General features: G+C 67.7%; 23 protein-coding genes and 1 tRNA gene. 12 read left to right on the plus strand and 12 right to left on the minus strand.

Annotated elements, in window-relative coordinates; all coding sequences use genetic code 11:
- Positions 1-35: 35 nt before the first annotated feature.
- Positions 36-350, plus strand: a complete 315-nt coding sequence (locus QZ814_RS01950) for a PilZ domain-containing protein (protein ID WP_365897938.1) — start codon at positions 36-38, stop codon at positions 348-350.
- On the opposite strand, the gene recG is transcribed toward QZ814_RS01950, so the two are convergent.
- Both recG and QZ814_RS01960 read right to left on the minus strand, forming a co-directional pair.
- Positions 351-2,414 (minus strand): ATP-dependent DNA helicase RecG, encoded by a 2,064-nt coding sequence (gene recG / locus QZ814_RS01955; protein ID WP_294329385.1) that lies wholly within the window; start codon positions 2,412-2,414, stop codon positions 351-353. It lies immediately after the preceding gene.
- 40 nt (positions 2,415-2,454) lie between these two features.
- Positions 2,455-2,697, minus strand: coding sequence for a hypothetical protein (locus QZ814_RS01960; RefSeq protein WP_294329386.1), 243 nt, complete (start codon positions 2,695-2,697; stop codon positions 2,455-2,457).
- A 192-nt stretch (positions 2,698-2,889) separates the two neighbouring features.
- On the opposite strand from QZ814_RS01960, the gene QZ814_RS01965 reads away from it, so the two are divergent.
- Both QZ814_RS01965 and mfd read left to right on the plus strand, forming a co-directional pair.
- Entirely contained in the window at positions 2,890-3,156 is a 267-nt protein-coding gene (locus QZ814_RS01965; protein WP_294329387.1) for a succinate dehydrogenase assembly factor 2, read from the plus strand.
- Positions 3,157-3,238: 82 nt separating this feature from the next.
- Positions 3,239-6,712, plus strand: a complete 3,474-nt coding sequence (gene mfd, locus QZ814_RS01970; RefSeq protein ID WP_294329389.1) for a transcription-repair coupling factor — start codon at positions 3,239-3,241, stop codon at positions 6,710-6,712.
- A 10-nt stretch (positions 6,713-6,722) separates the two neighbouring features.
- Here the strand turns inward: mfd and QZ814_RS01975 are convergent, their stop codons facing one another.
- The gene (locus QZ814_RS01975; RefSeq protein ID WP_294329391.1) at positions 6,723-7,217 is read right to left on the minus strand and encodes a DUF4440 domain-containing protein; all 495 of its coding nucleotides are present in this window, start codon (positions 7,215-7,217) and stop codon (positions 6,723-6,725) included.
- Between the two features lie 205 nt (positions 7,218-7,422).
- On the opposite strand from QZ814_RS01975, the gene QZ814_RS01980 reads away from it, so the two are divergent.
- Entirely contained in the window at positions 7,423-8,889 is a 1,467-nt protein-coding gene (locus tag QZ814_RS01980) for a globin-coupled sensor protein (protein ID WP_294329420.1), read from the plus strand.
- A gap of 6 nt (positions 8,890-8,895) precedes the next feature.
- Here the strand turns inward: QZ814_RS01980 and QZ814_RS01985 are convergent, their stop codons facing one another.
- Together QZ814_RS01985 and QZ814_RS01990 are read right to left on the minus strand one after the other, a co-directional pair.
- Positions 8,896-9,288, minus strand: coding sequence for a hypothetical protein (locus QZ814_RS01985; RefSeq protein ID WP_294329392.1), 393 nt, complete (start codon positions 9,286-9,288; stop codon positions 8,896-8,898).
- Positions 9,285-11,270, minus strand: a complete 1,986-nt coding sequence (locus QZ814_RS01990; protein ID WP_294329395.1) for a bifunctional diguanylate cyclase/phosphodiesterase — start codon at positions 11,268-11,270, stop codon at positions 9,285-9,287. Before QZ814_RS01990 ends, QZ814_RS01985 begins: the two co-directional genes overlap by 4 nt.
- Positions 11,271-11,349: 79 nt before the next feature.
- On the opposite strand from QZ814_RS01990, the gene moaA reads away from it, so the two are divergent.
- From moaA to QZ814_RS02005, 3 genes are all read left to right on the plus strand, one after another.
- Positions 11,350-12,366, plus strand: coding sequence for a GTP 3',8-cyclase MoaA (gene moaA, locus QZ814_RS01995; protein ID WP_294329396.1), 1,017 nt, complete (start codon positions 11,350-11,352; stop codon positions 12,364-12,366).
- A complete protein-coding gene (locus QZ814_RS02000; protein ID WP_294329397.1) occupies positions 12,363-13,139 on the plus strand; it encodes an NAD kinase in 777 nt (258 codons plus the stop codon). Before moaA ends, QZ814_RS02000 begins: the two co-directional genes overlap by 4 nt.
- Positions 13,140-13,223: 84 nt before the next feature.
- Positions 13,224-13,298: transfer RNA gene (locus tag QZ814_RS02005), tRNA-Asn, on the plus strand.
- On the opposite strand, the gene QZ814_RS02010 is transcribed toward QZ814_RS02005, so the two are convergent.
- Entirely contained in the window at positions 13,284-13,631 is a 348-nt protein-coding gene (locus tag QZ814_RS02010; RefSeq protein WP_294329398.1) for a hypothetical protein, read from the minus strand. The genes QZ814_RS02005 and QZ814_RS02010 overlap by 15 nt on opposite strands.
- A gap of 92 nt (positions 13,632-13,723) precedes the next feature.
- On the opposite strand from QZ814_RS02010, the gene QZ814_RS02015 reads away from it, so the two are divergent.
- The 3 genes from QZ814_RS02015 to QZ814_RS02025 all read left to right on the plus strand — a co-directional run bounded on the left by QZ814_RS02015 (position 13,724) and on the right by QZ814_RS02025 (position 15,985).
- A complete protein-coding gene (locus tag QZ814_RS02015) occupies positions 13,724-14,740 on the plus strand; it encodes an adenosine deaminase (protein ID WP_294329399.1) in 1,017 nt (338 codons plus the stop codon).
- A complete protein-coding gene (locus tag QZ814_RS02020; protein ID WP_294329400.1) occupies positions 14,740-15,255 on the plus strand; it encodes a phosphoribosyltransferase family protein in 516 nt (171 codons plus the stop codon). Before QZ814_RS02015 ends, QZ814_RS02020 begins: the two co-directional genes overlap by 1 nt.
- A gap of 214 nt (positions 15,256-15,469) precedes the next feature.
- Positions 15,470-15,985, plus strand: coding sequence for a hypothetical protein (locus QZ814_RS02025; protein ID WP_294329401.1), 516 nt, complete (start codon positions 15,470-15,472; stop codon positions 15,983-15,985).
- 101 nt (positions 15,986-16,086) lie between these two features.
- Here the strand turns inward: QZ814_RS02025 and secA are convergent, their stop codons facing one another.
- The 4 genes from secA to QZ814_RS02045 all read right to left on the minus strand — a co-directional run bounded on the left by secA (position 16,087) and on the right by QZ814_RS02045 (position 20,874).
- The gene (gene secA / locus QZ814_RS02030; protein WP_294329402.1) at positions 16,087-18,831 is read right to left on the minus strand and encodes a preprotein translocase subunit SecA; all 2,745 of its coding nucleotides are present in this window, start codon (positions 18,829-18,831) and stop codon (positions 16,087-16,089) included.
- Positions 18,832-18,957: 126 nt separating this feature from the next.
- The gene (locus QZ814_RS02035; RefSeq protein ID WP_294329404.1) at positions 18,958-19,218 is read right to left on the minus strand and encodes a hypothetical protein; all 261 of its coding nucleotides are present in this window, start codon (positions 19,216-19,218) and stop codon (positions 18,958-18,960) included.
- Positions 19,219-19,331: 113 nt separating this feature from the next.
- Positions 19,332-20,156, minus strand: coding sequence for an energy transducer TonB (locus tag QZ814_RS02040; protein WP_294329406.1), 825 nt, complete (start codon positions 20,154-20,156; stop codon positions 19,332-19,334).
- 73 nt (positions 20,157-20,229) lie between these two features.
- Complete coding sequence (locus QZ814_RS02045) at positions 20,230-20,874, minus strand: energy transducer TonB (protein WP_294329408.1); 645 nt, start codon at positions 20,872-20,874, stop codon at positions 20,230-20,232.
- Between the two features lie 57 nt (positions 20,875-20,931).
- Here QZ814_RS02045 and argJ point away from each other — a divergent pair, with 57 nt between their 5' ends.
- Positions 20,932-22,158, plus strand: a complete 1,227-nt coding sequence (argJ, locus tag QZ814_RS02050) for a bifunctional glutamate N-acetyltransferase/amino-acid acetyltransferase ArgJ (protein ID WP_294329409.1) — start codon at positions 20,932-20,934, stop codon at positions 22,156-22,158.
- 4 nt (positions 22,159-22,162) lie between these two features.
- Complete coding sequence (locus tag QZ814_RS02055) at positions 22,163-22,957, plus strand: inositol monophosphatase family protein (RefSeq protein WP_294329410.1); 795 nt, start codon at positions 22,163-22,165, stop codon at positions 22,955-22,957.
- Positions 22,958-23,006: 49 nt separating this feature from the next.
- Here the strand turns inward: QZ814_RS02055 and trxA are convergent, their stop codons facing one another.
- The gene (gene trxA / locus QZ814_RS02060) at positions 23,007-23,327 is read right to left on the minus strand and encodes a thioredoxin (protein WP_294329411.1); all 321 of its coding nucleotides are present in this window, start codon (positions 23,325-23,327) and stop codon (positions 23,007-23,009) included.
- An 84-nt stretch (positions 23,328-23,411) separates the two neighbouring features.
- The gene (addA, locus tag QZ814_RS02065; protein ID WP_294329412.1) at positions 23,412-26,813 is read right to left on the minus strand and encodes a double-strand break repair helicase AddA; all 3,402 of its coding nucleotides are present in this window, start codon (positions 26,811-26,813) and stop codon (positions 23,412-23,414) included.
- Positions 26,814-26,870 lie beyond the last annotated feature (57 nt).

Consider the following 26,870-nt stretch of genomic DNA (forward strand, 5'->3'; position numbering starts at 1 on the left):
CCGTACCTCCAGTATGTGACGAGGGGCGTGTGAGCGTGACAGGTACTAATCTGGCGAGCCTCGAGGATCGGTTGCTTCGTCGTGACGAGGTGGAATATCGCACGCGCGCGGCAGGACCCGACGCGGCGTCGCTGGCCTTGCTCATCGTCAATGTCTCGCGCGAGGGGCTGATGGCCCGTAGCGGCGCGTCGCTGGAGCCAGGCGACCTCGTGCGCATCCAGCTGCCGCACCTCGGCGAAACGGGGGCGGAAGTCCGGTGGGCCCTGGGCGGCCGGATCGGCTGCCAGTTCCTTCAGCCGGTCGACCCTGCCGACTACGCCCCGCTGCTGGCGGAGCTGCGGCGCCGATAGTCACCCGGCGCGCAGCAAACCCACTGCGGCATCGCGTTCGAACAGATACAACGCCACCCGCGCCGCCTGGCCGCGCTCGCCGCTCAGTCCGCCGTCCCGGTCGACGAGCAGCCGCGCATCGCCATTCGCCGCCGGCAACAACGCGCCCAGCATGTCGGGCTCCGCCAGGCGGAACTGCATGTCACCGGACTGGCGCGTGCCGAGCAGTTCGCCCGCGCCGCGCAGCCGCAGGTCTTCCTCGGCGATGCGGAAGCCGTCATTGCTCTCGCGCATCAGCGCCAACCGGGCACGCGCGGTTTCGCTCAGATGGTTGCCGCGCAGCAGCACGCAGACCGAACGTCCCCCGCCCCGCCCGACGCGTCCGCGCAGCTGGTGGAGCTGGGCCAGGCCGAAGCGATCGGCATGCTCGATCACGATCAGCGTCGCGTTCGGCACGTCGACGCCGACCTCGATCACCGTCGTCGCGACCAGCACGCCGAGTTCGCCGGCGGAGAAGCGCGCCATCACCGCGTCCTTCTCCGGCCCCTTCATCCGGCCATGGATCAGCCCGACCTTGTCACCGAAATGCGCCTGCAGCTCGGCCGCGCGCGCCTCGGCGGCGGCGAGGTCGCTCTTTTCGCTTTCCTCGACCAGCGGGCACACCCAATAGGCCTGCCCGCCACCTGCGAGGTGGCGCCCCAGCCCGCCGACCACTTCGCCGAGCCGCTCTTCCGAGATCACGCTCGTCTCGATCGGCTGGCGGCCGGGGGGCATCTCGTCGAGCCGGCTGACGTCCATCTCGCCATATTGAGCGAGCGTGAGCGTGCGGGGGATCGGGGTGGCGGTCATCACCAGCAGGTGCGGCGGGCGTTCCGCTTTCGCCTGCAGCATCATCCGCTGGGCGACGCCGAAGCGGTGCTGCTCGTCGACCACCACCAGCCCGAGGTCGCGATAGGTCACGCCTTCCTGGAAGATCGCATGGGTGCCGATCAGGATGTCAATCTCGCCGGCCGCCAGCCCCATCAGCGTCGCCTCGCGGGCCTTGCCCTTGTCGCGGCCGGTTAGGATCGCGACGTTGACGCCGAGCGGGGCCAGTGTGCGGCTGAGCGTCTCGTAATGCTGGCGGGCGAGGATTTCGGTCGGCGCGAGCAGCGCGCCCTGCGCTCCCGCCTCCGCCGCGATCAGCAGCGCCATCGTCGCCACCAGCGTCTTGCCCGAGCCGACATCGCCCTGCAGCATCCGCAGCATCGGCTGCGTCTGGGCCATGTCGCCTTCGATCTCGGTGATGGTGCGGCTCTGCGCACCGGTGGGAGCATAGGGCAGCTTCAGCTTGTCGCGCAGGCGACCATCGCCGGCTAGCGGACGCCCCCGTTTGGCCCGCGCCTCGCCACGCACCAGCAGCAGCGCCAACTGGTTGGCAAACACCTCGTCATAGGCGAGCCGCTCGCGCGCTTTGGCATCGGCCGGATCGGCATGGATTCGCGCGATCGCTTCGCGCCAGTCCGGCCAGCCCTTCTGCGCCTTCAGGCTGGGTTCGATCCATTCGGGGAGATCGGGCGCACGCTCGATCGCCTGCGCGGCAAGCGCGGCGATCCGCTTGGAAGTAATGCCCTCCGAACAGGGATAGATCGCTTCGCGCCCGCCGACGCTCTCCACCTGGTCGAGCGGCAGGACATGGTCCGGATGGACCATCTGCAGGTCCTGGCCATAGTGTTCGAGCTTGCCCGAGACCCAGCGCGGCTCATTGAGGGGCAGCAGCTTCTTGGCCCAGCCCGAGCTGCCGCCGAAATAGACCAGGGAGACATGGTTGCCCTTGGCGTCGACCGCCTGCACCCGCGCCGGCGAGCGCGGTCCGCCACCGAAGCGATACTGCACGGGCGTCAGGGCGATCGCGATCACCTTGCCCGAATCGGCCATGTCGAGTTCGTCGCGAGGAATGCGGTCGACGAAACCGGTCGGCAGGTGGAAGGCGATATCCACCACCCGCGCCAGTCCCAGCTTCTCCATCGGCTTCGCGAGCGCCGGGCCGATGCCCTTCAGCGCAGTGACTTCGGCGAACAGCGGGTTGAGAAGCTCGGGACGCATCGCCCCGCCCTATCGTGCGGCGGGGCGGCTGACAAATGGCTCAGGCGTTGAGGAAGATCGGGCTGTGGCTGGCGAGCGCGGCTTCGATCGCCTGCACCACTTCCGGGACCGACGACCCGATCACGACTTCGTGATCCTTGCCGAACGAGATCACGCCGACATCCTCACCGGCCATGTTGATCGTGCTGACGGTGCGGACGGCCGAGATGTTGACGAGCATCGGTTCGCCGTTGATCGACTTCAGCATCACGAAACGCAGCTTGTTGGTCACCGAGTCGCTCATCCTACCCTAGCCCTAGAAGTCCCAAAGAGACTGGAGGTCTAGCGCAGTTGGGTTAACAACCCGTCCAAGCCCGGCCCCGGAAGAGCCCGCTGGCCTTTGCCCGCGGGGACACCTATCTGCAGGCAACGTGATCCACCAAGACCGGCCGCGCCTGGCGCGATGCCGGTGCTTTGCCGTTCGAAAAGGCCCATCATGGACAGAGAAACCCGCCTCAAGCGCCTCCGCTTCCGCAGCTGGCATCGCGGCACCAAGGAAGCCGATCTGCTGATCGGCGGCTTCTTCGACCAGCATGGGGAGCGGTGGGACGAGGCGGAGATCACGTTGTTCGAAACGCTGCTCGAGGAGCAGGATGTCGATATCATGGCCTGGGCGATGGGAACCGCGGAAGCGCCCGAACGCTATCGGGGTACCATCCTCGAAGCGCTCAAGACCCTGAATTACGTTCCGATTTCCGAGTGATCCGTACCCGTCGCGCGCCCTGTCCCGACGATGACGGCGGCGGATCGCGCGAACATCCTGATCGCTCCCGACACGAGATACCATGCCCGACCTGAAGACGATCCTTTCCGCAAAGCATCCGCTCACGCTCGCCGGCGTGCCGGGCGGCTTCCTGCCCTGGATGCTGGCCGATCTCGCCCGCGCGAGCCGCACGACCGTGTTCATCGCCGCCGACGAGGCCGGCATGCGCGCGATCGCGGGAACGGCCGCCTTCTTCGCGCCGGAACTGGATGTCCTTACCTATCCGGCCTGGGACTGCCTCCCCTATGACCGTGCCAGCCCGACCCTGCGCGTGATGTCGGAACGGCTCGCGACGCTGCATGCGCTGCAGGGCAAGAGCGAGGCACCCCGCCTGCTCGTCACCACCGTCAACGCTGCCACCCAGCGCACGCTCACCCCCTTCCGTATCCGCCAGTTGGTCGCGCGCCTCGCACCCGGTGAGAGGATCGGGCTCGACAAGTTGACGGGGCTCCTCCAGGCCAATGGCTACGTGCGGGTCGAGACCGTCAACGACCATGGCGAATTCGCGGTGCGCGGCGGCCTGGTCGACCTGTTTCCGAGCGGCGCCGAGCAGGCGCTGCGGCTCGACTTCTTCGGCGACGAAATCGAGAGCGTCCGCACCTTCGATCCGCAGGACCAGCGCACCACCGGCCGGGTCGACGGCTTTACCCTGTTGCCCGCGAGCGAGGCGCTGCTCGACGAGGAAAGCATCAAGCGCTTCCGCAGCGGTTATCGCGACCGGTTCGGCGCGACCGCCACGGGCGATCCGCTCTACCAGGCGATCAGCGAAGGCCGCCGCCTGGCGGGCATGGAGCATTGGCTGCCGCTATTCGAAGAGCGGATGGAAACGCTGTTCGATCACCTGCCCGACACTACGGTGATCGTCCGCGACAGCGGCGCGCCCGCCGCCGCCGAACAGCGCTTCGACGCGATCAAGGATTATCAGGACAACCGTATCCGGGCGCAGTCCGCCGATCCGGGCAGCTATCGTCCGCTCAAGGCCGGCGACCTCTATCTGCTCGCCAAGGAGTGGCAGGCGCGGATCGACAGCGAGCCGATGCATCTCGCGACCGCATTCCACGAGCCCGAATCGGATCGCGTCGTCGAATTCGGCGTCGACGGCCCGCGCGATTTCGCGCCCGAACGTGCCGCCGGCAGCAACGTCTACGAGGCGGTCGTCGCGCACCTCAAGGCACTGCGCAAGGAAGGCCGAAAGCCGGTGCTCGCCAGTTATTCCAACGGCGCGCGCGAGCGGCTGAAGGGCCTGCTCGAGGACCACGGCCTCACCGGCGCGGTGCCGGTCGACGGCTGGCAGCCGGCGCTGGGCGTGGCCAATCCCAATGGCAGCGGGCTGCAGGTGGCACTGGTCGTGCTGCCGCTCGACCATGGCTTCACCGCGCCCGACGTGGCGGTGCTCACCGAGCAGGATATGCTCGGCGACCGGCTCGTCCGCCGATCGAAGCGCCGCAAGAATACCGATGCCTTCCTGCAGGAACTGGCGACGCTGTCGCCGGGCGACCTTGTCGTCCACCTCGACCACGGCATCGGCCGCTATGAGGGGCTGACCCAGATCCCGGTACAGAAAGCGCCGCACGATTGCGTCGCGCTCGAATATGCCGGCGGCGACAAGCTCTACGTGCCGGTCGAGAACCTCGAAGTGCTGAGCCGCTACGGCTCGGGCGAGGAAGGCGCGAGCCTCGACAAGCTGGGCGGCGAGGCCTGGCAGCGCCGCAAGGCGCGGATGAAGGAGCGGATCCGCGAGATCGCGGGCGAGCTGATCGCCACGGCGGCCTTGCGCGCCACCCGCGGCGCCGATGTCGCCGAGCCCGATCATGGCGGCTATCCCGCCTTTGTCGACCGCTTCCCGTATGAGGAAACCGACGATCAGGATCGCGCGATCGGCGACGTACTCTCGGACCTCGCCGCCGGCCGCCCGATGGACCGGCTCGTCGTCGGCGATGTCGGCTTCGGCAAGACCGAGGTCGCGCTCCGCGCCGCCTTCGTCGCGGCGATGGCCGGCATGCAGGTGGCGGTCGTGTGCCCCACCACCCTGCTCGCCCGCCAGCATTACAACAATTTCAAGGCGCGCTTCGAAGGCTTCCCGCTCGAGATCGGCCGCCTCTCCCGCCTCGTCACCGCTGCCGAGACCAAGAAGGTCAAGGAAGGCTTGGCCGCCGGCACGATCGATGTCGTGGTCGGCACCCATGCGGTGCTGGCGAAGAACATCGACTTCAAGCGGCTGGGCCTCGTCATCGTCGACGAGGAGCAGCGCTTCGGCGTGACGCACAAGGAGCGGCTAAAGGCGCTCAAGACCGACGTCCACGTCCTCACCCTCACCGCCACGCCGATCCCGCGCACGCTGCAGATGGCGATGAGCGGCCTGCGCGAACTCTCGGTGATCCAGACCCCGCCCGTCGACCGCCTGGCGGTGCGTACCTATGTGATGCCCTGGGATCCGGTGGTGCTGCGCGAGGCGCTGCTCCGCGAACATTATCGCGGCGGCCAGAGCTATTTCGTCACCCCCCGCATCGCCGACCTGCCCGAGATCGAGGAATTCCTCCGCAACGACGTGCCCGAGGTTCGCTATGTCGTGGCCCACGGCCAGATGTCACCAACGGAAGTCGAGGAGCGGATGTCCGCCTTCTACGACAAGAAGTTCGAGGTGCTGGTCTCGACCACCATCGTCGAAAGCGGGCTCGATATCCCGAGCGCCAACACGCTGATCATCAACCGCGCGGACAAGTTCGGGCTCGCCCAGCTTTACCAGCTGCGCGGTCGCGTCGGCCGCGCCAAGACGCGCGCCTATGCGTACATGACCACGCCGCCCGAGCGGCAGATGACCGAGGCGGCGGAAAAGCGGCTCAAGGTCCTGTCCGACCTCGAAAGCCTGGGCGCCGGCTTCCAGCTCGCCAGCCACGATCTCGACATTCGCGGCGCCGGCAATCTGCTCGGCGACGAGCAGTCGGGCCACATCAAGGAAGTCGGCTACGAACTCTACCAGTCGATGCTGGAAGAGGCGATCATGGAGGCCAAGGCCGGCGGCCTGCGCGACGATGCCCGGCCGAAGGACCTGTCGCCGCAGATCACCGTCGATGCACCGATCATGATCCCCGAAGACTATGTGCCCGACCTCGACCTGCGCATGGGCCTCTATCGCCGCCTCAACGAGGTGGAGGAGACCGATGGCATCGAGAGCTTCGCCGCCGAGCTGATCGACCGCTTCGGCAAGCTGCCCGAGCCGACCGAGAACCTGCTGCGCCTGATCGAGACCAAGCTCAACGCCAAGAACGCCTGCATCGCCAAGCTGGACCTGGGGCCGAAGGGCGCGCTGGTCACCTTCCACAATGACCAGTTCCCCAACCCCGCCGGGCTGATCGCCTATGTCGAGAAGCTGGGCGAAACGGCGCGGCTACGGCCCGACATGAAGCTCGTCATCAATCGTGCCTGGGCGAACCCGGCGGCACGGCTGCACGGCGCGCTCCAGCTCTCGCGGGGGCTCGCCAAGGCGGCGGGCTGAGCCGCCGCGCTCAGCTGCTGTGATCGGCGATGATCTTCCAGCCCCCGGCCTCGCGGTGCAGCACGAGGCTGGTGGGCCCGGAGGCCGTACGTCCATCGGCATACCGCAAGGTGTAGCGGCCGATATACAAGGCATAGCCGGGCCCGAGCGGCCGATAGTCCAGCCGTTCGATGGTCAGCGCGCCGCGCTTGATCGGATCGGCGAAATCATATTTCGTCTGATATCGTACCTTCATCGCAGGCTTGCCGCGCACAAGATCCGCTCCGGCGACGAAGCTGGTCTCCGGCCCATCCGAGTAAATCTGAAGGAATTTGTCGACATCGCCGCTGTTCCACCCAGCGACGCTTTGCAGCATCGCGGAATCGATGGCTGCAGCGTCCGGCTGTTGTGCCGCAACAACGAGCCCTATCAGCAGCAACATGTAGCCACCCTCTTGCAGATGATGCCAAACAGGACGGATCGCCAGCGCCAGTCGATACCGCAACGAAACGATCCGATTGAGCAAACGTATTCCATCGGACACCGTCGGGCAACATCGGCGAAAGACAGGCTTTCAGGCACTTGTCGCCGACCCACCGCGCTATCCACAGGAATTATACTTAACGGGCCCACCTGCCCCAAGGGACATACTATGATGATTAAGATGGGTTAGTCGCGTTCGGCGCGAACCCCTGGCAGGCGTAGCAAGAGGATCGATTGTGCCCGAACAGATGAAGTCGCGGCTGACCTTCATGGAAATGGATGAACGCCAGCGCGATGCGCTGCGAGCAACCCAGCCCTGGGTGGAAGCGACGCTGGGGGATGCGCTCGATCAATTCTACGCGCGCGCCTCCGCCACGCCGGAGACGGCCCGCTTCTTTCGTGATCAGGCGCATATGTCGCGCGCCAAGTCTGCCCAGCAAAAGCATTGGGCGCGGATCGCAGCGGCGGAGTTCAACAACGACTACCACGCCAGCGCTCGCCGCATCGGCGCCACCCACGCGCATATCGGCCTGGAGCCGCGCTGGTATGTCGGCAGCTATGCGATCGTCCTGCAGCATCTGATCGCCGGCGTTCACCGCCTCAACAGCCCGTTCCGCCGCTTGCTGCGCCTGTTCCGCGGCCCCAGCACCGAAAAGGCCACGGTCGCGTTGGTGAAGGCCGCGCTGCTCGACATGGAAGTCTCGCTGTCAATCTATTTCGAAGAAGCGCAGGCGGAGCGCGATGCGGCGATCGCCGCCTTCGAAACGGCGCTCCATTCGCTCGCCGAGGGCGATCTCACCAACGAGCTGAACGGGATGCCGTCGAGCTTTGCCGGGCTGGAGAAAAGCTACAACAGGACGCTCACCCGCATCCGAGAGATGCTGGCCGCCGTGGGCGATGGCACGATGCGGATCCGATCGGGCATCACCGAGATTTCGCAGGCGGCCGAGGATCTGTCGCGCCGCACCCAGGGCAATGCCGCAAGCCTCGAGGAAACCACGGCCGCCGTCTCGCAGATGGACGCGCGCTTCCGCTCCACCGCGGAAGCGGCGAAGCACACCGTCACCCGGGCCGACCAGGCGATCGCCACAGTCGGCCAGGGCCGGGCGATTGCCGAGGAAGCCGTGCAGGCGATGGGCCGCGTGTCCGAAGCCGCGAAGGGTACCGACAGCGTGATCGAGGGTCTCGACAAGATCGCCTTCCAGACGCGCGTTCTTGCCATGAACGCCGCGGTCGAAGCCGGCCGCGCCGGCGAGGCGGGCCGCGGCTTCGCGGTCGTCGCAGACCTGGTGTCCGCGCTGGCGATGCGCGCAGAGGAAGAGGCCGGCCGCGCCCGCGAACAGCTCACCATGACCCAGGCGGAAATCGTCACCGCGGTCGATGCGGTGCAGAAGGTGGACGGTGCGCTCGCCAACATTTCCGGCGACGTCAGCCAGGTGCATGATCTGCTTGGCAGCATGGCGACGGACAATGGCGCGCAGTCGACGGCGATCAGCGAAATCTCCCACGCCATCGGCGACATGGACCGGGCGACGCAGCAGAACGCGGCGATGGTGGAGCAGACCTCGGCGGCCGCGCAGAACCTCACCCAGGAGGTGGGCGAGCTCGCCAATCTGGCATCGCAGTTCCGCACCGAGCGCACCGGTGCCCGCTTCGGCGGCTACCGGCCCCTGCCGGCTGCCGCGGTACCGGCACTCACCCGCCCGGACCTCTGATCGGGGTCAGCGGACCGGCACCTCGAGCAGGATCTCTTCCGAGAGTTCCTCGACGCTGAACCTTTCGCGTTCCATCGCGAACGTGCCGGAATAGGTTGAAAAGCGCCATGTGCCGGTAATCCGCGTGGCGTCCTCGCGCACATCGCCCGCATAGTGGACGGCGTGGGCGAGCCGCCCGGCGCCGTCATATTGCTTGACCCAGTGGATCGCGCCGCCGCTGCGTGCGCCCCGCAGCATCGCATGCAGGGGCATGCCGCCCTGCAGATCCGGCTCGCTGACCGTGCCGCTAATCCTGCCGGCCTGCTCGTCGAGGAGCGCGATAAAGCGGTTCGGCGTCACCCAGGCCGTCTCCGATGCCCAGCGGCCGTACCAAACGCCGGTGACGCTCTCGCCGCTCACCAGTCGCGCACCAGTGCCGCGAGCGCCGGCACGTCGATCGGGGGCGAGCAGAGAAAGCCCTGGAAATATTGGCAGCCTTCCTTGGCGAGCAGGTCGAGCTGCGCCTCGGTCTCCACCCCTTCGGCGACCACCGCCAGCCCCAGTGACCGGGCCATGTCAATCACCCCGCGCACCACGATGCGATCGCGCGGCGAGCCGGTGATCTCGTTGGAGAGCTTCTTGTCGATCTTCAGGTAATCGAGCGGCAGTGCCTTCAGATAGGCAAGGCTGGAATAGCCGGTGCCGAAATCGTCGATCGCCACCCGGCAGCCGGCGGTGCGGAGTTCCGAAAGCAGATCGGCCGCCTCGCTCAGATCCGCCATGATGCCGCTTTCGGTGATCTCCAGCGTCAGGCGGTGCCGCGGGAAGCCGGTGGCATCCACCCAGCGCAGCAGGCTCTCGCCGAAGCCGGGGCGGCCGACATCGCCGGCGGTGACGTTGATCGACAGACGCAGCTCCGACAGCGATCGCGGCCAGTGCGCCGCGATGGTGAGCGCGCGGCGCTGGACATGCTCGCTCAGCACCCCCGCAAGGCCGGCGCGATCGGCCGCGGTGAACAGCGGTTCCGCACCGATCTCGCCATGCTGGGGATGCTGCCAGCGGGCAAGCGCCTCCACGCCGGTGATCTGGCCCGTCGCGACCGCTACCTGCGGCTGGAACAACACGCCGATCTCACCGCGTTCGATGCCCCGTCGCAAATCGCCGATGAGGGACTCGATCGATGGCCCGCTTCCCGGCCGCACCGGGCCTTCGCCAAGCAGCGTCTCGCTCGCCCGGCGCAGCAGGCTGGCCGCCCCGTCGCCGGTCACGCTCTCGGTGAGCGTGACCTTGGCGCCAAGATGGACGAGCTCGCCCGCGGCGACGAAGGGACGCGCCAGCGCCTCCTCGATCCGCCGCGCGGCGGTGCGCAGCGCCGAAGTGCCGGGGTCGACGGCCGCGGCGAGAAAATCGGATCCGCCGATTCGCGCGACCACCGCCTCCGATCCCAGGGTCTCGCGCGCCGCCTCCGCCACCCGGCGCGAGACGCTGCGGAGCAGTTCGTCCCCGGCAGGACGGCCATAGGCGGTGTTGATCGTATCGAAGCGGGTGAGCCCCACCAGTACCAGCCCGACCCGCTGGCCCTTCTCGAGCAGGCGATCGATCCAGCGCCGGGCGCTGGAGGCATCGCGCGCGCCGGTCAGCACGTCGCGCACGGCGGCGCCGGCATCGGGCGCGAGGCCGAGCGGCTCGACCAGCGCGTCGATCTGGCCGGTCTCCGCATCATATTGCAAGTGCTGCACCACCCGACCCTTGCCGGGCAGATCGTGCGCAAAGGCAGTCGACCCGGCCTCGCGGAGGCGCCGCAATGCTGCCCAGGCGAGTCGGCGATCGGAGAGCTCCAGTCGGCCGAACAGCGCGCGCGGCCCCGGCGCTTCCGGCAGATCGAGCAGCTGGGCGAGCGCCGGGGTCAATTCGATCGACCCCGAGCCGGGGTCGAATCGCCAGCCGAGCGGATTGGCGATGCTGGCCCCCTGCCCCGCCCAGCCGGACAGGCGCTCGACATAGCGTTCGGCAAAGCGGATCGCATGGGCGATCGCGGCCGACGACATCGGGCTGCCGAGGAAATGCGTCGCGCCAGCCTCGTAGAAGCGGCCCATATGCACCGTGTCGCTCTGCGAGACGAGGATCAGCAGCGCGGCGCCGTACGCCTTCACCGTCGGCCCCAGCAGCCGGGCCGCGTCCAGCCCCTCGCTCATCGCGCCTCGCGCGTCGATCACCGCAACCGAGGCACCGCTCGCGAGGAACCGCGTTTCCAGCCCCTCGCTGCGCCGCGCCGCCACGACCCGCCAGCCCCCGCCTGCCGCCGCTGCCGCCACCTCGTCCCGCTGCCGGAACGAGAGCACGAACACCGGCACTTCGGCGGCCGGGGCGGTACTCTGGACGATCGTAAACCCTTCTTCCATGCCCCTCCGATAGCGGCTCCTTTGGCGCTCCGCCATCCAAGCCTTGTGCAGGGGCGTTCGACGCCCTACCTCGACGGATATGGCCAGCGCTCAAGCCCTTGCGACGCCGCCCACGCTGGTCGATCGCCATGGTCGCGCGATCCGCTATCTGCGCATCTCCGTCACCGACCGCTGCGACCTGCGCTGCCGCTATTGCATGGCGGAGCACATGACCTTCCTGCCCCGCGAGGCGGTGCTCAGCCTGGAAGAACTGGCGGCGATTGCCGGCCGCTTCATCGTTCGCGGCGTTACCAAGATCCGGCTAACCGGGGGCGAGCCGCTCGTCCGCCGCAACATGATGACCCTGGTCGAGCAGCTCGGCACGCGGATCGGCATGGGGCTGAACGAGCTCACGCTTACCACCAACGCCACGCGGCTGGCAGACTATGCGCAAGGCCTTGCCAATGCCGGTGTCCGCCGCATCAACGTGAGCCTTGACAGCCGCGATCCCGAGACCTTCCGCTACATCACCCGCCACGGCGACGTCGCACAGGTGCTCGAGGGCATCGAAGCAGCCAGGCGCGCGGGCCTGCGGGTGAAGATCAACATGGTGGCGCTGCGCGGGCTCAACGAGCACGAAATCGCGCCGATGCTCGCCTGGGTCACCGAGCACGACATGGACCTCTCGCTGATCGAGACGATGCCGATGGGCGTGATCGACGAGGACCGCGCCGATCGCTTCCTGCCGCTGCCCGAGGTGCTGGCGCGGCTGAAGACGCAGTTCGAGCTGACCGCCGATTCGCACGACAGCGGCGGCCCGGCGCGTTACTGGCGCGTGGGCGACACGACCAGCCGGCTGGGGCTGATCTCGCCGCTCACCAACAATTTCTGCGCAAGCTGCAACCGCGTTCGGCTCTCGACCGACGGACGGCTGCACATGTGCCTGGGGCATGAGGATTCGGTGGACCTGAAAGAAGCGATTCGCAGCGGGGGGCTGCAAGCCGTGGACGACGCGATCGATCGGGCGCTCGCCGCCAAGCCGGAGCGGCACGATTTCCGGATCGAGGCCGGCGCCGCGCCCGCCGTCTCCCGCCACATGAGCGTGACCGGCGGATGAACGCGACGAAACCGCGGGCGCTGCTCGCCTCGCCGACCCCGCCCGCCCAGACTGCCGCCGGGGAATTGCGCGATTCCTATGACTGGGTGCCGATCGAAGAAGCCGAGGAGGTCGTAGCGCTCGGCGGCGACGGCTTCATGCTCCAGACGCTCCACGCCATGCTGGAACGGCGCCGGCTGCTGCCGGTGTTCGGAATGAACCTCGGCACGGTCGGCTTCCTGATGAACGACTGGCGGCTCGACGGGCTCACCCAACGACTGGAGCGCGCGCGTCCCTTCCGCGTGGCGCCGCTGGCGATGACCGCCACGACGGTCGAGGGCGAAACCTGCGTCCTCCCGGCGATCAACGAAGCCTCCCTGCTCCGCGAGACGCGCCAGACGGCCAAGCTGGAGGTGACCATCAACGGCCGAATCGTGATCCCCGAGCTGGTCTGCGACGGCATCCTGGTCGCCACGCCCGCCGGCTCCACCGCCTATAATTTTTCGGCCCAGGGCCCGATTCTCCCGCTCGGTTCGGCCCTGCTGGCGCTCACCCCGATCAGCCCGTTCCGCCCGCGGCGCTGGCGCGGCGCGATTCTCCCGGAGAAGACCCGCATCGATATCCGCGTGCTGGAGGCGGACAAGCGCCCGGTCAGCGCCGTCGCCGACCAGCGCGAAATCCGCGAAGTCGCGCACGTCCATGTCGAGATCGACCGCATGCGCGACCTCACGCTGCTGTTCGATCCAGAGCACGCGTTGGACGATCGGATAACGATGGAACAATTTATTGCATAAACCCCCTTGCGCCTTTCGAAAACCCGGTGCTAAAGGCGCGCCTCCCGACGCGGTGACCCACCGCCGAGGGGTTGACCAGAGTGGTCCCCGATAGCTCAGCGGTAGAGCATTCGACTGTTAATCGAATGGTCGTAGGTTCGAATCCTACTCGGGGAGCCATCTGCTGTTGTCGGGACCGGTTATGACCGGTCCCGATATCCCGAACGCCGATATCCTTGCAATATCCGCATCCTGGCGCAGCATCGTGGTGCCGCGCTCCGTCGCAAAGCCGATGACCCGACCCTCCTTCGCATCGACGAAGTAGGAGACCGGCTGCCAGTGAATCTCCATCCAGGCATCGGGCCCGATCGGCGCTTCCTGAATCGTCACCGACCATACCGCCACGTCGCCGATCCTCGCCGGCTGGGCATCGGCATGCACCGCGTGGGCATCATCACAGGGCGGCTGCGCGAATCGCAGTGCCGCATCCATTGCCTCCTCCGCGGTGATCATGGCCGATCTGCCTCCCGATAGATGCACCGAACGCTTGGGGTCCGCCGGGCGTTGCGCTTGCGACTCGCCGCCCCCGCTGCGATGTTCGGGCGATGGACGATCTCGACGCATTCATCGCCGGCCTGCCCAAGGCCGAACTCCATCTCCACATCGAAGGCAGCCTCGAACCCGAGCAGATGTTCGAATTCGCCCGCCGCAACGGCGTGGCCATCCCGTTCGACAGCGTCGAGGCGGTGCGGGCGGCCTATGAATTCTCCAACCTGCAGGACTTTCTCGACATCTACTATGCCGGCGCGGACGTGCTGCGCACCGAAGCCGATTTCCGCGACCTCGCCATCGCCTATTTCGAGCGCGCGGCGGCGGACGGCGTGCGCCATGCGGAGATCTTCTTCGATCCCCAGACCCACACCGCGCGCGGCATCGCCATGGGCACGGTGGTCGAGGGGCTGCTGGCGGGCATGGCGGACGCCGAGCGCCGGCTTGAGGTAACCTCGGCGCTGATCCTGTGCTTCCTGCGGCACCTGGACGAGGACGACGCCTTCCGCACGCTGGAAGCCGCCGAGCCGTGGCTGGACAAGATCGCCGGCGTCGGGCTCGATTCGTCCGAGCTGGGCCATCCGCCGTCCAAATTCACCCGCGTCTTCGCCGCCGCCGCCGCGAAGGGCCTCAAGCGCGTCGCCCATGCTGGCGAGGAAGGCCCTGCCGACTATGTTCGCGAGGCGCTGGACCTGCTCCAGGTCGACCGGCTCGACCATGGCAATCGCAGCCTCGACGATCCCGCCTTGGTCGCCCGACTCGTCCGCTCGGGGATGACGCTCACGGTCTGCCCGCTGTCCAACGTGAAGCTGTGCAACGTCGAGACCATCGACGCGCATCCGATCGACCGGATGCTGGCGCTGGGCCTGCGCGCGACGGTCAATTCGGACGATCCCGCCTATTTCGGCGGCTATGTCGGCGAGAATTACCGCGCCGTCGCCCGTGGGCGGGGCCTGAGCAAGCGGCAGCTCGCCACGCTGGCCCGCAACAGCTTCCTGGGCTCGTTCCTGCCCGACGAGGCCGTGGCGGCGCACTGCACGGCGATCGACGCCTGGGTTGCGGAGGCGGCGTGATGAGCGACATCGTCTTCACCCACTTCACCCATGACCAGCTCGTTGCCGGCGTCCACGCCATTGCCGAGGCGGTGGCGGACTGGGCCCCTACCCTGCTGGTCGGCGTCGGCCGCGGCGGGCTGACCCCGGCGGTCTATCTCTCGCACCGCGTCGGCCTTCCGCTCGTCTCGATCGACCATTCCACCCGCATCGCCCAGTTCGGCGAGGAGCTGGTCGCGGTGCTCGCCCAGCGCACCCGCGAGGGCGAGCGGCTGTTGTTCGTCGAGGACATCAACGACAGCGGCAAGACGATCGGCGAGCTGCGCGCCGCACTGGCCGCAGAAGGTGCGGTGGCGGAGCAGGTCCGCTTCGCCGTGCTGATGGACAATATCCGCTCGTCGCAGCGGGTGGAATATGGCGCGCAGACGATCGACCGCGCGGTTCAGAAGGACTGGTTCGTCTTCCCCTGGGAAGCGATGGCGCCGCACGCGGCGCTCGACAAGGATGCCCGCGAAGTCCCCGAACGACTGGGTTGACAGCTGCCGTTCAGCAACGGTCAATCGTGGCTGTGCCACGCCTCACCGCGTGAGCGCACGGGAGAGTTTCGCCGGTCCGTGCGTTCGAGGGGCTCACGGCGAGAGTATTCGCTTGTTAAGTTTCGGAGGAACAATGCCAATCTTATCACAGAAGGGCCGGCGGTTCGCAGCACTCGGCCTGATGGTCGCAGGCAGCCTCTCGCTTGCTTCGTGCATGACCGCCACGCCGTACCAGCCGGCCTCGGTCAGCGGATCGGTGCGCAACGGCTATTCGGACGAGCAGATCGAACAGAATCGCTTTCGGGTGAGCTTTTCCGGCAACAGCCTGACCTCGCGCGAGACCGTCGAGCGCTACCTGCTCTATCGGTCGGCCGAGCTGACGCTGCAGAACGGCTATGACTATTTCGTCCTGTCGAACCGCGACACCGAGAAGAAGACCCAGACCTACGCCACCCCGGGCATCGGTGGTCCGGCGTTCGGCCCGTGGGGCGGCTGGGGCCCCTATTGGCGCTACCACAATCCGGGCTGGGGCTGGCGCAGCTGGGATCCCTTCTGGGGCGATCCGTTCTTCGACCGCAATGTCGATATCCGCACCGTCGACCGCTACGAAGCCGTGGCCGAGATCGTGATGGGCAAAGGACCCAAGCCCGCCGACAACATCCGTGCCTTCGACGCGCACGAGGTGAAGGAACGGCTTGGCCCCAAGATCGAGCTGCCACAGAACCGCTGATCGATAGCAACGGAAACAGAAAAGGGCGGTGCCGGCATCCCGGCACCGCCCTTTTTCGTGTCCGCGCCCCTCCCGCATCCGGGAGGGGAACGCATGGCCGCTTACGCCACCTGGCCGTGGCAGTGCTTGTACTTGAGCCCCGAGCCGCACGGGCACGGCGCGTTGCGGCTGACCACCCCCTCCCACTGCGCCGGATCGGTGCCATAGTCGTCGCCCGCCGGCTGCGGAATGCTCAGCTGCGGGATCCGCGTGGTCACCAGGCCGGCCGAGCCGCCGTCCCAATCCGCGGTATTGTCCTCACCGGTCAGCGGATCGATGTGCGTCGTCAGGAACGCCGGCAGTTCCGGCAGCTGCGGCGGCGGGCTCATGCGGAACTGGGCGAAGGCCATGGTGCGCGTCACGTCCTCGCGGATCGTGTCGAGCATCCGCTGGAACATCGAAAATGCCTCGTGCTTGTACTCGTTGATCGGCGTCTTCTGCGCATAGGCGCGCAGGTGGACGACCTGGCGCAGCGCGTCGAGCATCGCGAGATGCTCCTTCCAGTGATGATCGAGATTCTGGAGCAGGATCGACTTCTCGATCGAGGTCCAGGTCTCCGGCTCCAGCTCGGCCGCCTTCTCGGCAACCGCGGCGTCGGCGGCCTCGCGGATGCGGGTCTCGAGTATCTCGGGATCGATCGCTTCCTCGTCCTTCACCCACTGGTCGACCTGAAGGTCGAGGTTGAGCGTGTCGACCAGGCGCGCCTTCAGCCCCTCGATGTTCCACTGCTCGGGGTAGCTGTTCGGCGGGCACGCCTCGCCGACGATCGCGTTCACCGTCTCGTGGCGCATGTCCTCGACAACCGAGCCCACGGTATCGGCATCCATGATGTCCGCGCGCTGCTCGTAGATGACCTTGCGCTGGTCATTCATCACGTCGTCATATTCGACGACCTGCTTGCGGATATCGTAGTTGCGCGCCTCGACCTTGCGCTGCGCGGTCTCGATCGCCTTGCTCAGCCAGCGCGACGGCGGCATTGCCTCGCCATCTTCCAGGCTGGAGCGCATCATCCGCGAGAACAGCGTGTTCGAGCCGAAGATGCGCAGCAGATCGTCGTCGAGGCTGAGGTAGAAGCGGCTGAGGCCCGGATCGCCCTGGCGGCCCGAGCGGCCGCGCAGCTGGTTGTCGATGCGCCGGCTTTCGTGCCGCTCGGTGCCGAGCACGAACAGCCCGCCGGCAGCCTTCACCTTTTCCTTTTCCTCGGCGACCTCGGCCTTGATCCGCTCGATCGCGGCGTCGCGCTCCGGCCCCTCGGGCATGTCGCGCAGTTCGTCGGCGATGCGGAACTCGACATTGCCACCCAGCTGGATGTCGGTGCCGCGGCCAGCCATGTTGGTCGACACGGTGACCATGCCCAGCCGGCCCGCCTGCGCCACGATATGCGCCTCGCTCTCGTGGAAGCGGGCGTTGAGCACCTCGTGCTTCACGCCTTCGCGGTGAAGGAATTCCGACAGCATCTCCGACTTTTCGATCGAGACGGTGCCGACCAGCACCGGCTGGCCGCGCTCGGCATGCTGCTTGATCGTCTTGGCGATGCCGGCGAACTTGTCCTCGGTCGACTTGTAGAACACGTCCTCGTCGTCGACGCGCTGCACCGGCAGGTTGGTCGGGATGGTGACGACGTTCATCTTGTAGATGTCGTAGAACTCGGCTGCCTCGGTCGAGGCGGTACCGGTCATGCCGCCCAGCTTGGGGTACATGCGGAAATAATTCTGGAAGGTGATCGAGGCGAGCGTCTGGTTCTCCGGCTCGATGTTCACGCCTTCCTTGGCTTCCACCGCCTGGTGCAGACCATCCGACCAGCGGCGGCCGTCCATCATGCGGCCGGTGAACTCGTCGATGATGACGATCTTGCCGTCCTTGACGATGTAATCGGTGTCGCGCTTGAACATCACGTTCGCGCGGAGCGCCTGGTTCAGGTGGTGGACGACCTGGGTGTTCTCGAAGTCGTAGAGATTGGCGCCTTCCAGCACCCCGGCAGTCTCGAGCAGCCGCTCGACCACTTCGGTGCCTTCCTCGGTCAGCACGATGGTGCGCTGCTTCTCGTCCTTTTCATAGGTCGAGGCATCGAGCTGCTTCACCACCGCGTCGACCTTCAGGTAGAGCTCCGACTTGTCGTCGGTGGGGCCCGAGATGATCAGCGGAGTGCGCGCCTCGTCGATCAGGATTGAGTCGACCTCGTCGACGATCGCGTAGTTGAACGGGCGCTGCACCATGCTCGCGCGGTCGTACTTCATGTTGTCGCGCAGATAGTCGAAGCCGAACTCGTTGTTCGTGCCGTAGGTGATGTCCGACGCATACGCATCCCGGCGCTGCTGGTCGGAGAGGTTGGGCACGATCACGCCGGTCGTGAGGCCCAGGAAGCCATAGACCTGCGCCATCCACTCGGCGTCGCGGCGGGCGAGATAGTCGTTGACGGTGATGACGTGGACGCCGTCGCCCGGCAGCGCGTTGAGATAGGTGGCGAGCGTCGCCACCAGCGTCTTGCCCTCGCCGGTGCGCATTTCGGCGATCTCGCCGCGGTGGAGCACGATGCCGCCGACCATCTGCACGTCATAGTGGCGCTGGCCGATCACGCGGCGTGCCGCCTCGCGCACCGTGGCGAAGGCTTCCGGCAGCAGGTCGTCGAGCTTGGCGCCGTTGGCGAGCTGCTCGCGGAACTTGATCGTCTGCGCGGCCAGCGTGTTGTCATCCATCGCCTGGAGCGTGGGCTCGAAGCTGGCGATCTTCTGGACGATCGGCTTCAAGGACTTGACGTAACGATCGTTGGACGAACCGAAAAGCGACTTGGCAATACCGCCGAACATGCGAATTCCTGACCTGTTGGGATGGGGGTGCGCGACGGCGGCCGAAGCGGCGGGGCCATCACGGGCGTGCCGCGCAAGGCGCGCGGCGACGGGAGGAAGGACGGCCCGGCAGGCGGGCCGGAGAAGCTATTCGCGCCGCTGCTCGAAGGCGAGGCGAAGCGCAGGCCGCGGCGGGGCGGCCCGATGGAACACCGGCAGGGCGATGACGTGCACCGGCGCGGGGAGCACGGCCGCAGCCGCCACGATCGCGCGCGAGGGAGCAACCGCCGCCTGCGCCGCTTCCGCCACGCGCACCACCGCCACCCCCTGCATCGGACGCAGCCCACGCTCGCCCGACACGCCGGTCAGGCTCGCGAAAAGCGCAGTGAGGAGCAGCAGCAGTTCCAAGCGAAACCCTGGGTTACACGGTGATGACGTCGCAGCGTGCGGGCCGCAACGCACGACACATAGGGACCGATGCACGCTTCGTCTAATCAAAAGCTGCGTGGGTTGGTCCTTGTTCAGGGCAGTTCTTTCCACGAAGTGGCGATGACCATGCTGCCGGAAAGCGGCCCGTCCTTGCCGCCGGGAGCCAGATGCTGCCCGGCAAAGCTCTGCGGAATGCCCGGACAAAGTGGCGCCGGCGCCGACAGGCTGGAAGACATGCCCGGCGTTTCCACAGTCTCTTCGCACTTTACCCGCGTGCCTGCTGCATCCGTTTCGAACCGCGCCGCTCGCTTGGCGATCTTCACCTCGCCGGGCATATCGTACACGAGCGGGTGCTGGCCACCGATCTCGGACCGCTGCTCCATCGTCAGGCGACGATGCTTGCCGGTACCATAGGCGGCGAGATTGCCGGCCATATTGCCGATCGTCATCGCACCACAGGATTGGCCAATCGTCTCGATGACCTTGTCACCTACGCGGCAGGTACGCAGCACATTGTCCGGGGACAGTTCGAACTCGGCGCGGTTCGAGCCTGGGCGGAAGACAGTCTCGTCCTGCTGCATCCGCCAGGTGAAGCGCCCTTTGTAAGGAGCGGCGATCGCTTTGCCGCTTGCATCGCGCGCAGGCGAGAAGCGGGCGCGCTGCACCATCAGACTGCAAACCTGCTGGTCCAGTTCCTCGAAGCCGGACGATTGAGTTACGCTGCAACCCGCAGGAAATCCGGAGGAGTCGATCGTCAGTTGAAAGGCGACGGTGCCCTGATGATTCTGCCGCGCGGCGGTTGCCGGATAGTCATCGTCCGTCACCCAGCTACCCGGACTGGTCAGAGGCCTCAGCGGCTGAGCCACCTTTGCGTTATCCAGCGACTGCATCGCCAGCAAAGCGATCCCGAAAAGCATGACACGAACTCCCTCCAATCGCGATCCGGCAACCGCCGGCCCATAACGACCAAATCGTCACACATGCACCGTATCAGTGCTTTGCACCCGGCTCGACGTGAAACGGGACGACATACTCCGCCGCATCGACGCTGCTTCCCGCGGAAGCGACGACCAGCGTCCGCAGCTGCGTGCAGGCTGCCGAATCGACCGAAGCATTGCCGCTGGATTCCTCGATGGTGCATTCACGGACCCGATGATTCGGGCCGAAGCGGACCTGGGCCTTCACCGGCTGCTTGTAGCTTGCGGGCAGCATCGCCACCGCCACCTCCAGCACCCCCGGTGCGGGCGGAGGTTCGGAGCCGGCCGCGCCATCAACGCCGTTCCGCGTCGGCTTGGCGTTCCCCAGATGCCAGGTGAAGCGACCGGGGAAGGTCGACGCCACCGCCCTGCCGCTGGCATCCCGGGCGGGATCGAAGCGCGCGCGCCGCATCAGCAGGAAGCAGGCGCCGTTGTCGAGCCCGGGATAGCCGCTGGAGGCCGTGACGTCGCACTTCGTGGCCCGGCCGCTTTCGTCCACCAGCAGCGTAAATCCCACCGTGCCCTCATGATGCTGCCGAGCCTCGGCGGCGGGATAATCGTCATTGGTGAGCCAGGGCGTCGTGGTCCTGGGTTTGGCCCGCGTCAGCGAAAGTACGTCCTGCGCCTGCGCCGCCAGCAGCGCGATCACCAAAAGCATTGATCTTTGTCCCCCCATGCACGAAGCACGCGCCGCACTTTAACCGGAGGCATCCCCGTGTCCACCAGCACCTCCCCGCTCGCGCTCCCCTTCCCCGCCTTGCCCGCGATCCCCGGCGTCACGCTGCGCGTCGCGCGAGCGCGGTACAAGAACTGGGATCGCTGCGACCTGACCTTCGTCACGCTCGACGAAGGCACCAGCGTCGCGGGCGTGCTGACGACCAGCAAATGCCCCTCGCCCGAGGTGGAGTGGTGCCGCAAGGCGCTGCCGCTCGGCAAGGCGCGGGCGCTGGTGGTGAATGCGGGCAATTCCAATGCCTTCACCGGCAATCGCGGGCGCGCCGCGGTCGAGGCGATCGCCGCCCGCACCGCCCAGCATCTCGGCTGCGATCCCTCCGACGTGTTCGTTTCCTCCACCGGCGTGATCGGCGTACCGCTGCCGATCGACAAGGCCGAGGCGGGGCTCGACGCCGCCTATGCGGCAGAGCCGTGCAGCTGGGAGCAGGCCGCCGCGACGATCATGACCACCGACACCTTCGCCAAGGGCGCGATGACCACGGCCGTGGTCGACGGCCGCACGGTGACGCTGGCGGGCATCATCAAGGGCTCGGGCATGATCGCGCCGGACATGGCGACGATGCTCGGCTATGTCTTCACCGATGCCGCGGTCGACCCGGTGTTCCTCCAGCGCGCGCTGAGCGATGCGAACGGCAAGAGCTTCTCGTGCATCACCGTCGACGGCGACACCTCGACCAGCGATACCGTTCTTGCCTTCGCCACCGGCAAGGCCGGCAATGCGCCACTCGCCAGCGACGAGGATGACGGCGCCGATGCCTTCCGCGCTGCACTTTCCGATCTGTGCCGCCAGCTCGCCCTTCTCGTCGTCCGCGACGGCGAGGGCGCGCAGAAGCTGATCGAGATCACCGTCGAGGGTGCGGAAAGCGACCGCAGCGCGCACCGGATCGCTTTGTCGATCGCCAATTCGCCGCTGGTGAAGACCGCGATCGCCGGTGAAGACGCCAATTGGGGTCGCGTGGTTATGGCGGTCGGCAAGGCCGGTGAGCCCGCCGAGCGCGACAAGCTCGCCATCCGCTTCGGCACCACCCAGGTGGCGCACGACGGTCTCGCGGTCGAGGGCTATGACGAGGCACCGGTTGCCGCCCATCTCAAGGGGCAGGAAGTGGAGATCGGCGTGGACCTGGGCCTGGGCGAGGGCCGCGCGACGGTTTGGACCTGCGACCTCACCCACGGCTACATCTCGATCAACGCCGACTATCGGAGCTGACCGCATGCATCGCCACCACGCCGCCGTATCCTTGCTGATGCGCACCGTGGCCGAGGCGGTGGTGATGCCCCGCTTCCGCAATCTGGCCACGCACGAGGTGCTGGAGAAGACGCCCGGCGAGCTGGTGACGGTCGCCGACCGCGAGGCCGAGCTCCGGCTGACCGAAGGGCTTGCCGCCATCGACGGCGACGCGGTGATCGTCGGCGAGGAAGCCTGTGCCGCCGATCCGGCGCTGATGGAGCAGGCGACGGCGGCCCGCGCGTGGATCATCGACCCGATCGACGGCACCGCCAACTTCGCCTCCGGCCAGCCGCCCTTCGGCATCATGATCGCGCTGGTCGAAGACGGCGTGACGCAGGCGGGCTGGCTCTACGATCCGGTCGTCGATCGGATGTGTCACGCGGTGCTGGGCGGCGGTGCGTTTCTGGGCGATGCGCCGGTGCGCGCACGCGCCAGCGGCGCCGCGCGCCCGCTCGCGGCGGTGTCGAAGGTCGGACAGTCGGAGGAAGAGCATGCCGCCCGCGCCGCCCGCTTCGCGGCGGGGTTCGAGATGGTGCCGCTTCCCCGCTGCGCGGCCGAAAATTATCCGCGGCTGGTGCTGGGGCAGAACGACATTGCCGTGTTCCGGCGGACGCTGGTGTGGGATCACGCTCCCGGCGTGTTGTTCCTGACGGAAGCGGGCGGCTATGTCGGCCGCTGGGACGGCAGCGCCTACCGGATCGGCGACGAGGGTATCGGCATTGTCGCGGCGTCGACGCTGGAGCTGGGCAAGCGCGCGACGGAGTTGTTGTACGGCTGACGCCCCTGCCCCCCACCCGCTGTCGAGTGGGGGGCCAAGCGGAACGCGATCAGATCTCGCGCTCGATCCACTGCTTGATGCCGCTCTTCGGCAGCGCGCCGACCTGGGTGGCGGCCTGTTCTCCGTTCTTGAACAGGATCATCGTCGGAATGCCGCGCACGCCGTACTTGGTCGGGGCATCGGGATTGTCGTCGATGTTGATCTTCACGATCTGCACACGATCGGCCAGTTCTTCCGAAAGCTCCTCGAGCGCCGGGGCGATCATGCGGCACGGGCCGCACCATTCTGCCCAGAAATCGACGATCACCGGCTTGTCGGCCTGCAGCACGTCGGTTTCGAAATTGGCGTCGGTGGTCGCCAGAGTGGCCATGTCATTATCTCCTGAATATCGTGTCGGTCGGCAATCTATGGATGCCGGGGCCGCCGCTCAAGCGCACCGGCCCAAACTTTGCTCCTAGCCCCCGTAGCCGGGCTTGTGCGCGTCGAGAAGATCCTCCGGCAACACATAGAAGGATGGCCCTGCCGAATAGAGCAGCGCCGCCTCTACCGCACGGTCGGGGAAGATCACCCGCAGCGCCGCGACATAAGCCGACATCTGCCGCAGATGGTAGCCCGGTACATCGTCGAGCGATGCAGGCGCCCGCCGCCCGGTCTTGAAATCGACTACCCGTACCCGGTCCGGCCGAACGACCAGCCGATCGACCGTGCCCGAGACGACCACGCCGTCCGCCACCACCGCCGCGATCGGCGCTTCGCCGAGCGCATCGGGGCCGAACAGCTCGGCGAAGCGCGGATCCTCGGTAACCGCCAGCGCCGCGTCGATGAGCGCGGTGCGCTCCGCCGGATCGACGATCCCGCACGCACCCGCCAGCCAGCGATCCGCGGACGACCGCCGCGCGTCGGGCGCAACGCCCGGCAACCGCTCGAACAGCGCGTGGAGCAGCCGCCCCCGCTCGGCGGCGGCGCGTAGCGCGGGCCCCGGCGGCGGGTCGGCGACGCGGTCGTCACCCAGCGAGGAGGGGGCGAGCGGCCGCGGCGGCCGAGCTTCCTCGGGCGCCCGGGCATGGAGCCAGCCGGGCGCCGTCGGCACCGGCGTCTCGGGCTTCGACGTCGAGGGCGCCACGGTCCGTACCGGCGCCTGCGGCACCACCCCGTGGAAATCGCGCACGCCGGTCTCGTCTTCGGTCACCCCCAGTGCATCGAGCGCGGCGGCACTGGCGGCATACCAGCTTGCCCTGGGCGGCACACCCTTGGCCTGGGGGCCGAGCGCACCGGCAATCACCAGGCGCTCCTCCGCGCGCGTCGCGGCAACATAGAAGAGCCGCCAATGCTCCTGCAGTTCGCGCGCATCCGCCTCGGCAAGCGCCTCCGCCAGCGCACCGTCGCGCTCGGCGCTGCGCGGGCGGAAGATCGGGAATTTCTCCTCCCCCTCGGGCGCCCATTTCAGAAAGCTGCGGGGGCTGCGGGTCGGATCGACCGTGGCGTCGGCGAGGATGACCAGCGGCGCCTGCAATCCCTTGGAACCGTGCGCCGTCATCACCCGCACCGCCGGCTGCGGCTGGGCCGCGTCGCGGACGATCTCGACATCGCCGCGATCGAACCAGTCGAGGAAGCGCTGGAGCGACGGCGTCGCCCGCGTCTCGAAGGTGAGCGCGGCGTTGAGCAGCTCCTCGATCGGATCGCGCGCCTCCTCGCCAAGCCGCAGCAGCAGCTTGCGGCGCCCCTGCATCGGCCCCGACAGGATCTCTTCGAGAAAGCGATAGGGCGTCGCGAGATCGGCGCGGCGCAGCAGGTCATAGAGCGGCGCCAGTCGCTCCGCCGGCTGACGTTCCCGCAGATGCCGCCAAAGCCCGCCGCGCTCCCGTACCGCTGCGGCCATCAATTCGTCCTGGGTCCAGCCGATCAGCGGCGACACCAGCAGCGCCGCCAGCGACAGGTCATCCTCGGGCTGCAGCGCGAAGCGGATCGCGGCGAGCAGATCCTGCACTGCCAGGGGCGCGTTGAGCCGCAGCCGGTCGACACCCGCCACCGGCACCCCTTCGGCATAGAGCCGCGCGACGATCAGCGAGGCAAGCTCGCCGCGCCGCTTGACCAGCACCATCACGTCGCCGGGCGCGAGCATGCGCCCCTTGGAAGACAGCGGCAGCGTGCCGATCCAGCCCTTGATCGCCCGCGCGATGCGCGCGGCGAGCGCGCGCGTGGCGTCGCCGATCCACTCCTCTTCATCGGCATCGCTGCCGCCTTCGATCACCGGCGGCCAAAGCGTCACCGTGCCGGGGCCCGGCACTTCGCTGGCATGCGGTTCGCTGTCGCTCATCGGCCCCATACCGGGGGCCGGCAGCAGACCCAGCGCGGTATCGACGAATTCCAGCACGGGCCGAGTCGAGCGGAAGCTGTGCGTGAGCGACAGCTGCTCCAGTTCGCGCAGTTCCGCCTCATAGTCGGTCTGGATGTTCGCCAGCCGCTTGAAGCGCTCGAACGCCGCCTGGAAGAAGATCGGGTCGGTCCCCTGGAAGCCGAAGATCGCCTGCTTGTAGTCGCCGACGGTGAACAAGGTGCGCAGCCGGTCGCCACGCGCGCCCTCGCCGGCGAAGAACTCGTCGGCCATCGCCGAGACGATCGCCCATTGCCGAGGATTGGTATCCTGCGCCTCGTCGATCAGCACATGCTCGGTCACCTGGTCCAGCTTGTAGCGCACCCATTCGCCCATGCCCGGCTGGCCGAGCAGCGCGATGGTGCGGCCGATCAGATCGTCGAAGTCCACCGCGCCCAGCCGACGCTTGGCAGCGGCATAGGCGCGGGCATAGTCCCGGCCCGCCTCCAGCCCGCGCGCGAGCAGGTCGACATAGGCGACGCGCACCTGCATCGCGAGCAGCGCGCCGCAGCGGCCGTGCAGCCGCAGCGCTGCCTCGGCATAGTCCGGATCCTGCGGCGCCTGTCCCTTGGCGAAGCTGCGCGGGTCGCCCTTGGCGGTGGCCCAGACGAGGTGGAGATCGGCCAGCGTCTCCGCCCGTTGCTCCGGCGACCGTGCCAGCCAGGCAGCGATCATGTCGGCGCGTTCGAGGCCGCGCGCGGTACCCCAGCTAGCGTTCGCCGAGGCGATATTGCGTAGCGTTCGCACATCAAACTGGTCGTCGCCGCAGCTTGTTGCGAGCGATTCTCGAATATCACCAGCGGGTAACTCGAAGGCACGCCGCAGCCAGGGCTGGATGCCGCTCGGCAGCGCCTCGAGCGCGTCGCCGGCCCGCGCGCATTCCTGCAGGAACCCTTCCGCCCCGCCCTCACCGAGCCGCAGACTGAGCGCGCCGATCGCGTCGATCACGCCCTCTCGTCCCTCGCTGCGCGCGTCGACCAGCATTTCCGCCAGCGTCTCGCGGGCCAGCACCGCCTCTTCGCGCGCCTCCAGCGGCCGGAAGCCGGGGACCAGCCCCGCCTCGATCGGAAAGGCGGCGAGCAGCGACTGGCAGAAGCTGTGGATCGTCTGGATGCGGATGCCGCCGCCGGGCGCATCGAGCACCTTGGCGAACAAGGTACGCGCGGTGGCGCGGCGTTCGGGGCCGATGCTCTCCCCCAGCGCCGCCAGGTCGGCGGCGAGTTCCTCGTCCTTCGCCCGCACCCAATAGGCAAGCCGGCCGGTGATCCGCTCGGACATCTCCGCGGCGCCGGCCTTGGTGAAGGTAAGGCACAGGATCGCCGAGGGATCGGTGCCGGCGAGCAGCAGCCGCCACACCCGTGCGGCGAGCACCTGCGTCTTGCCGGTACCGGCCGAGGCGGACAGCCAGATGTGCCGGGTGGGATCGCTGGCGCGCTTCTGGTTCCCCTTCAGCGGGTGAAGCTTGGCGGGGCTGCGGCTCATGTGCGTGTATCCCAACGATTGGCGTGATCGCTCCCCTCCCGCTTGCGGGTGGGGTCG

It is taken from the genome of uncultured Sphingomonas sp., assembly GCF_913777625.1.
Classification (GTDB): Bacteria; Pseudomonadota; Alphaproteobacteria; order Sphingomonadales; family Sphingomonadaceae; genus Sphingomonas.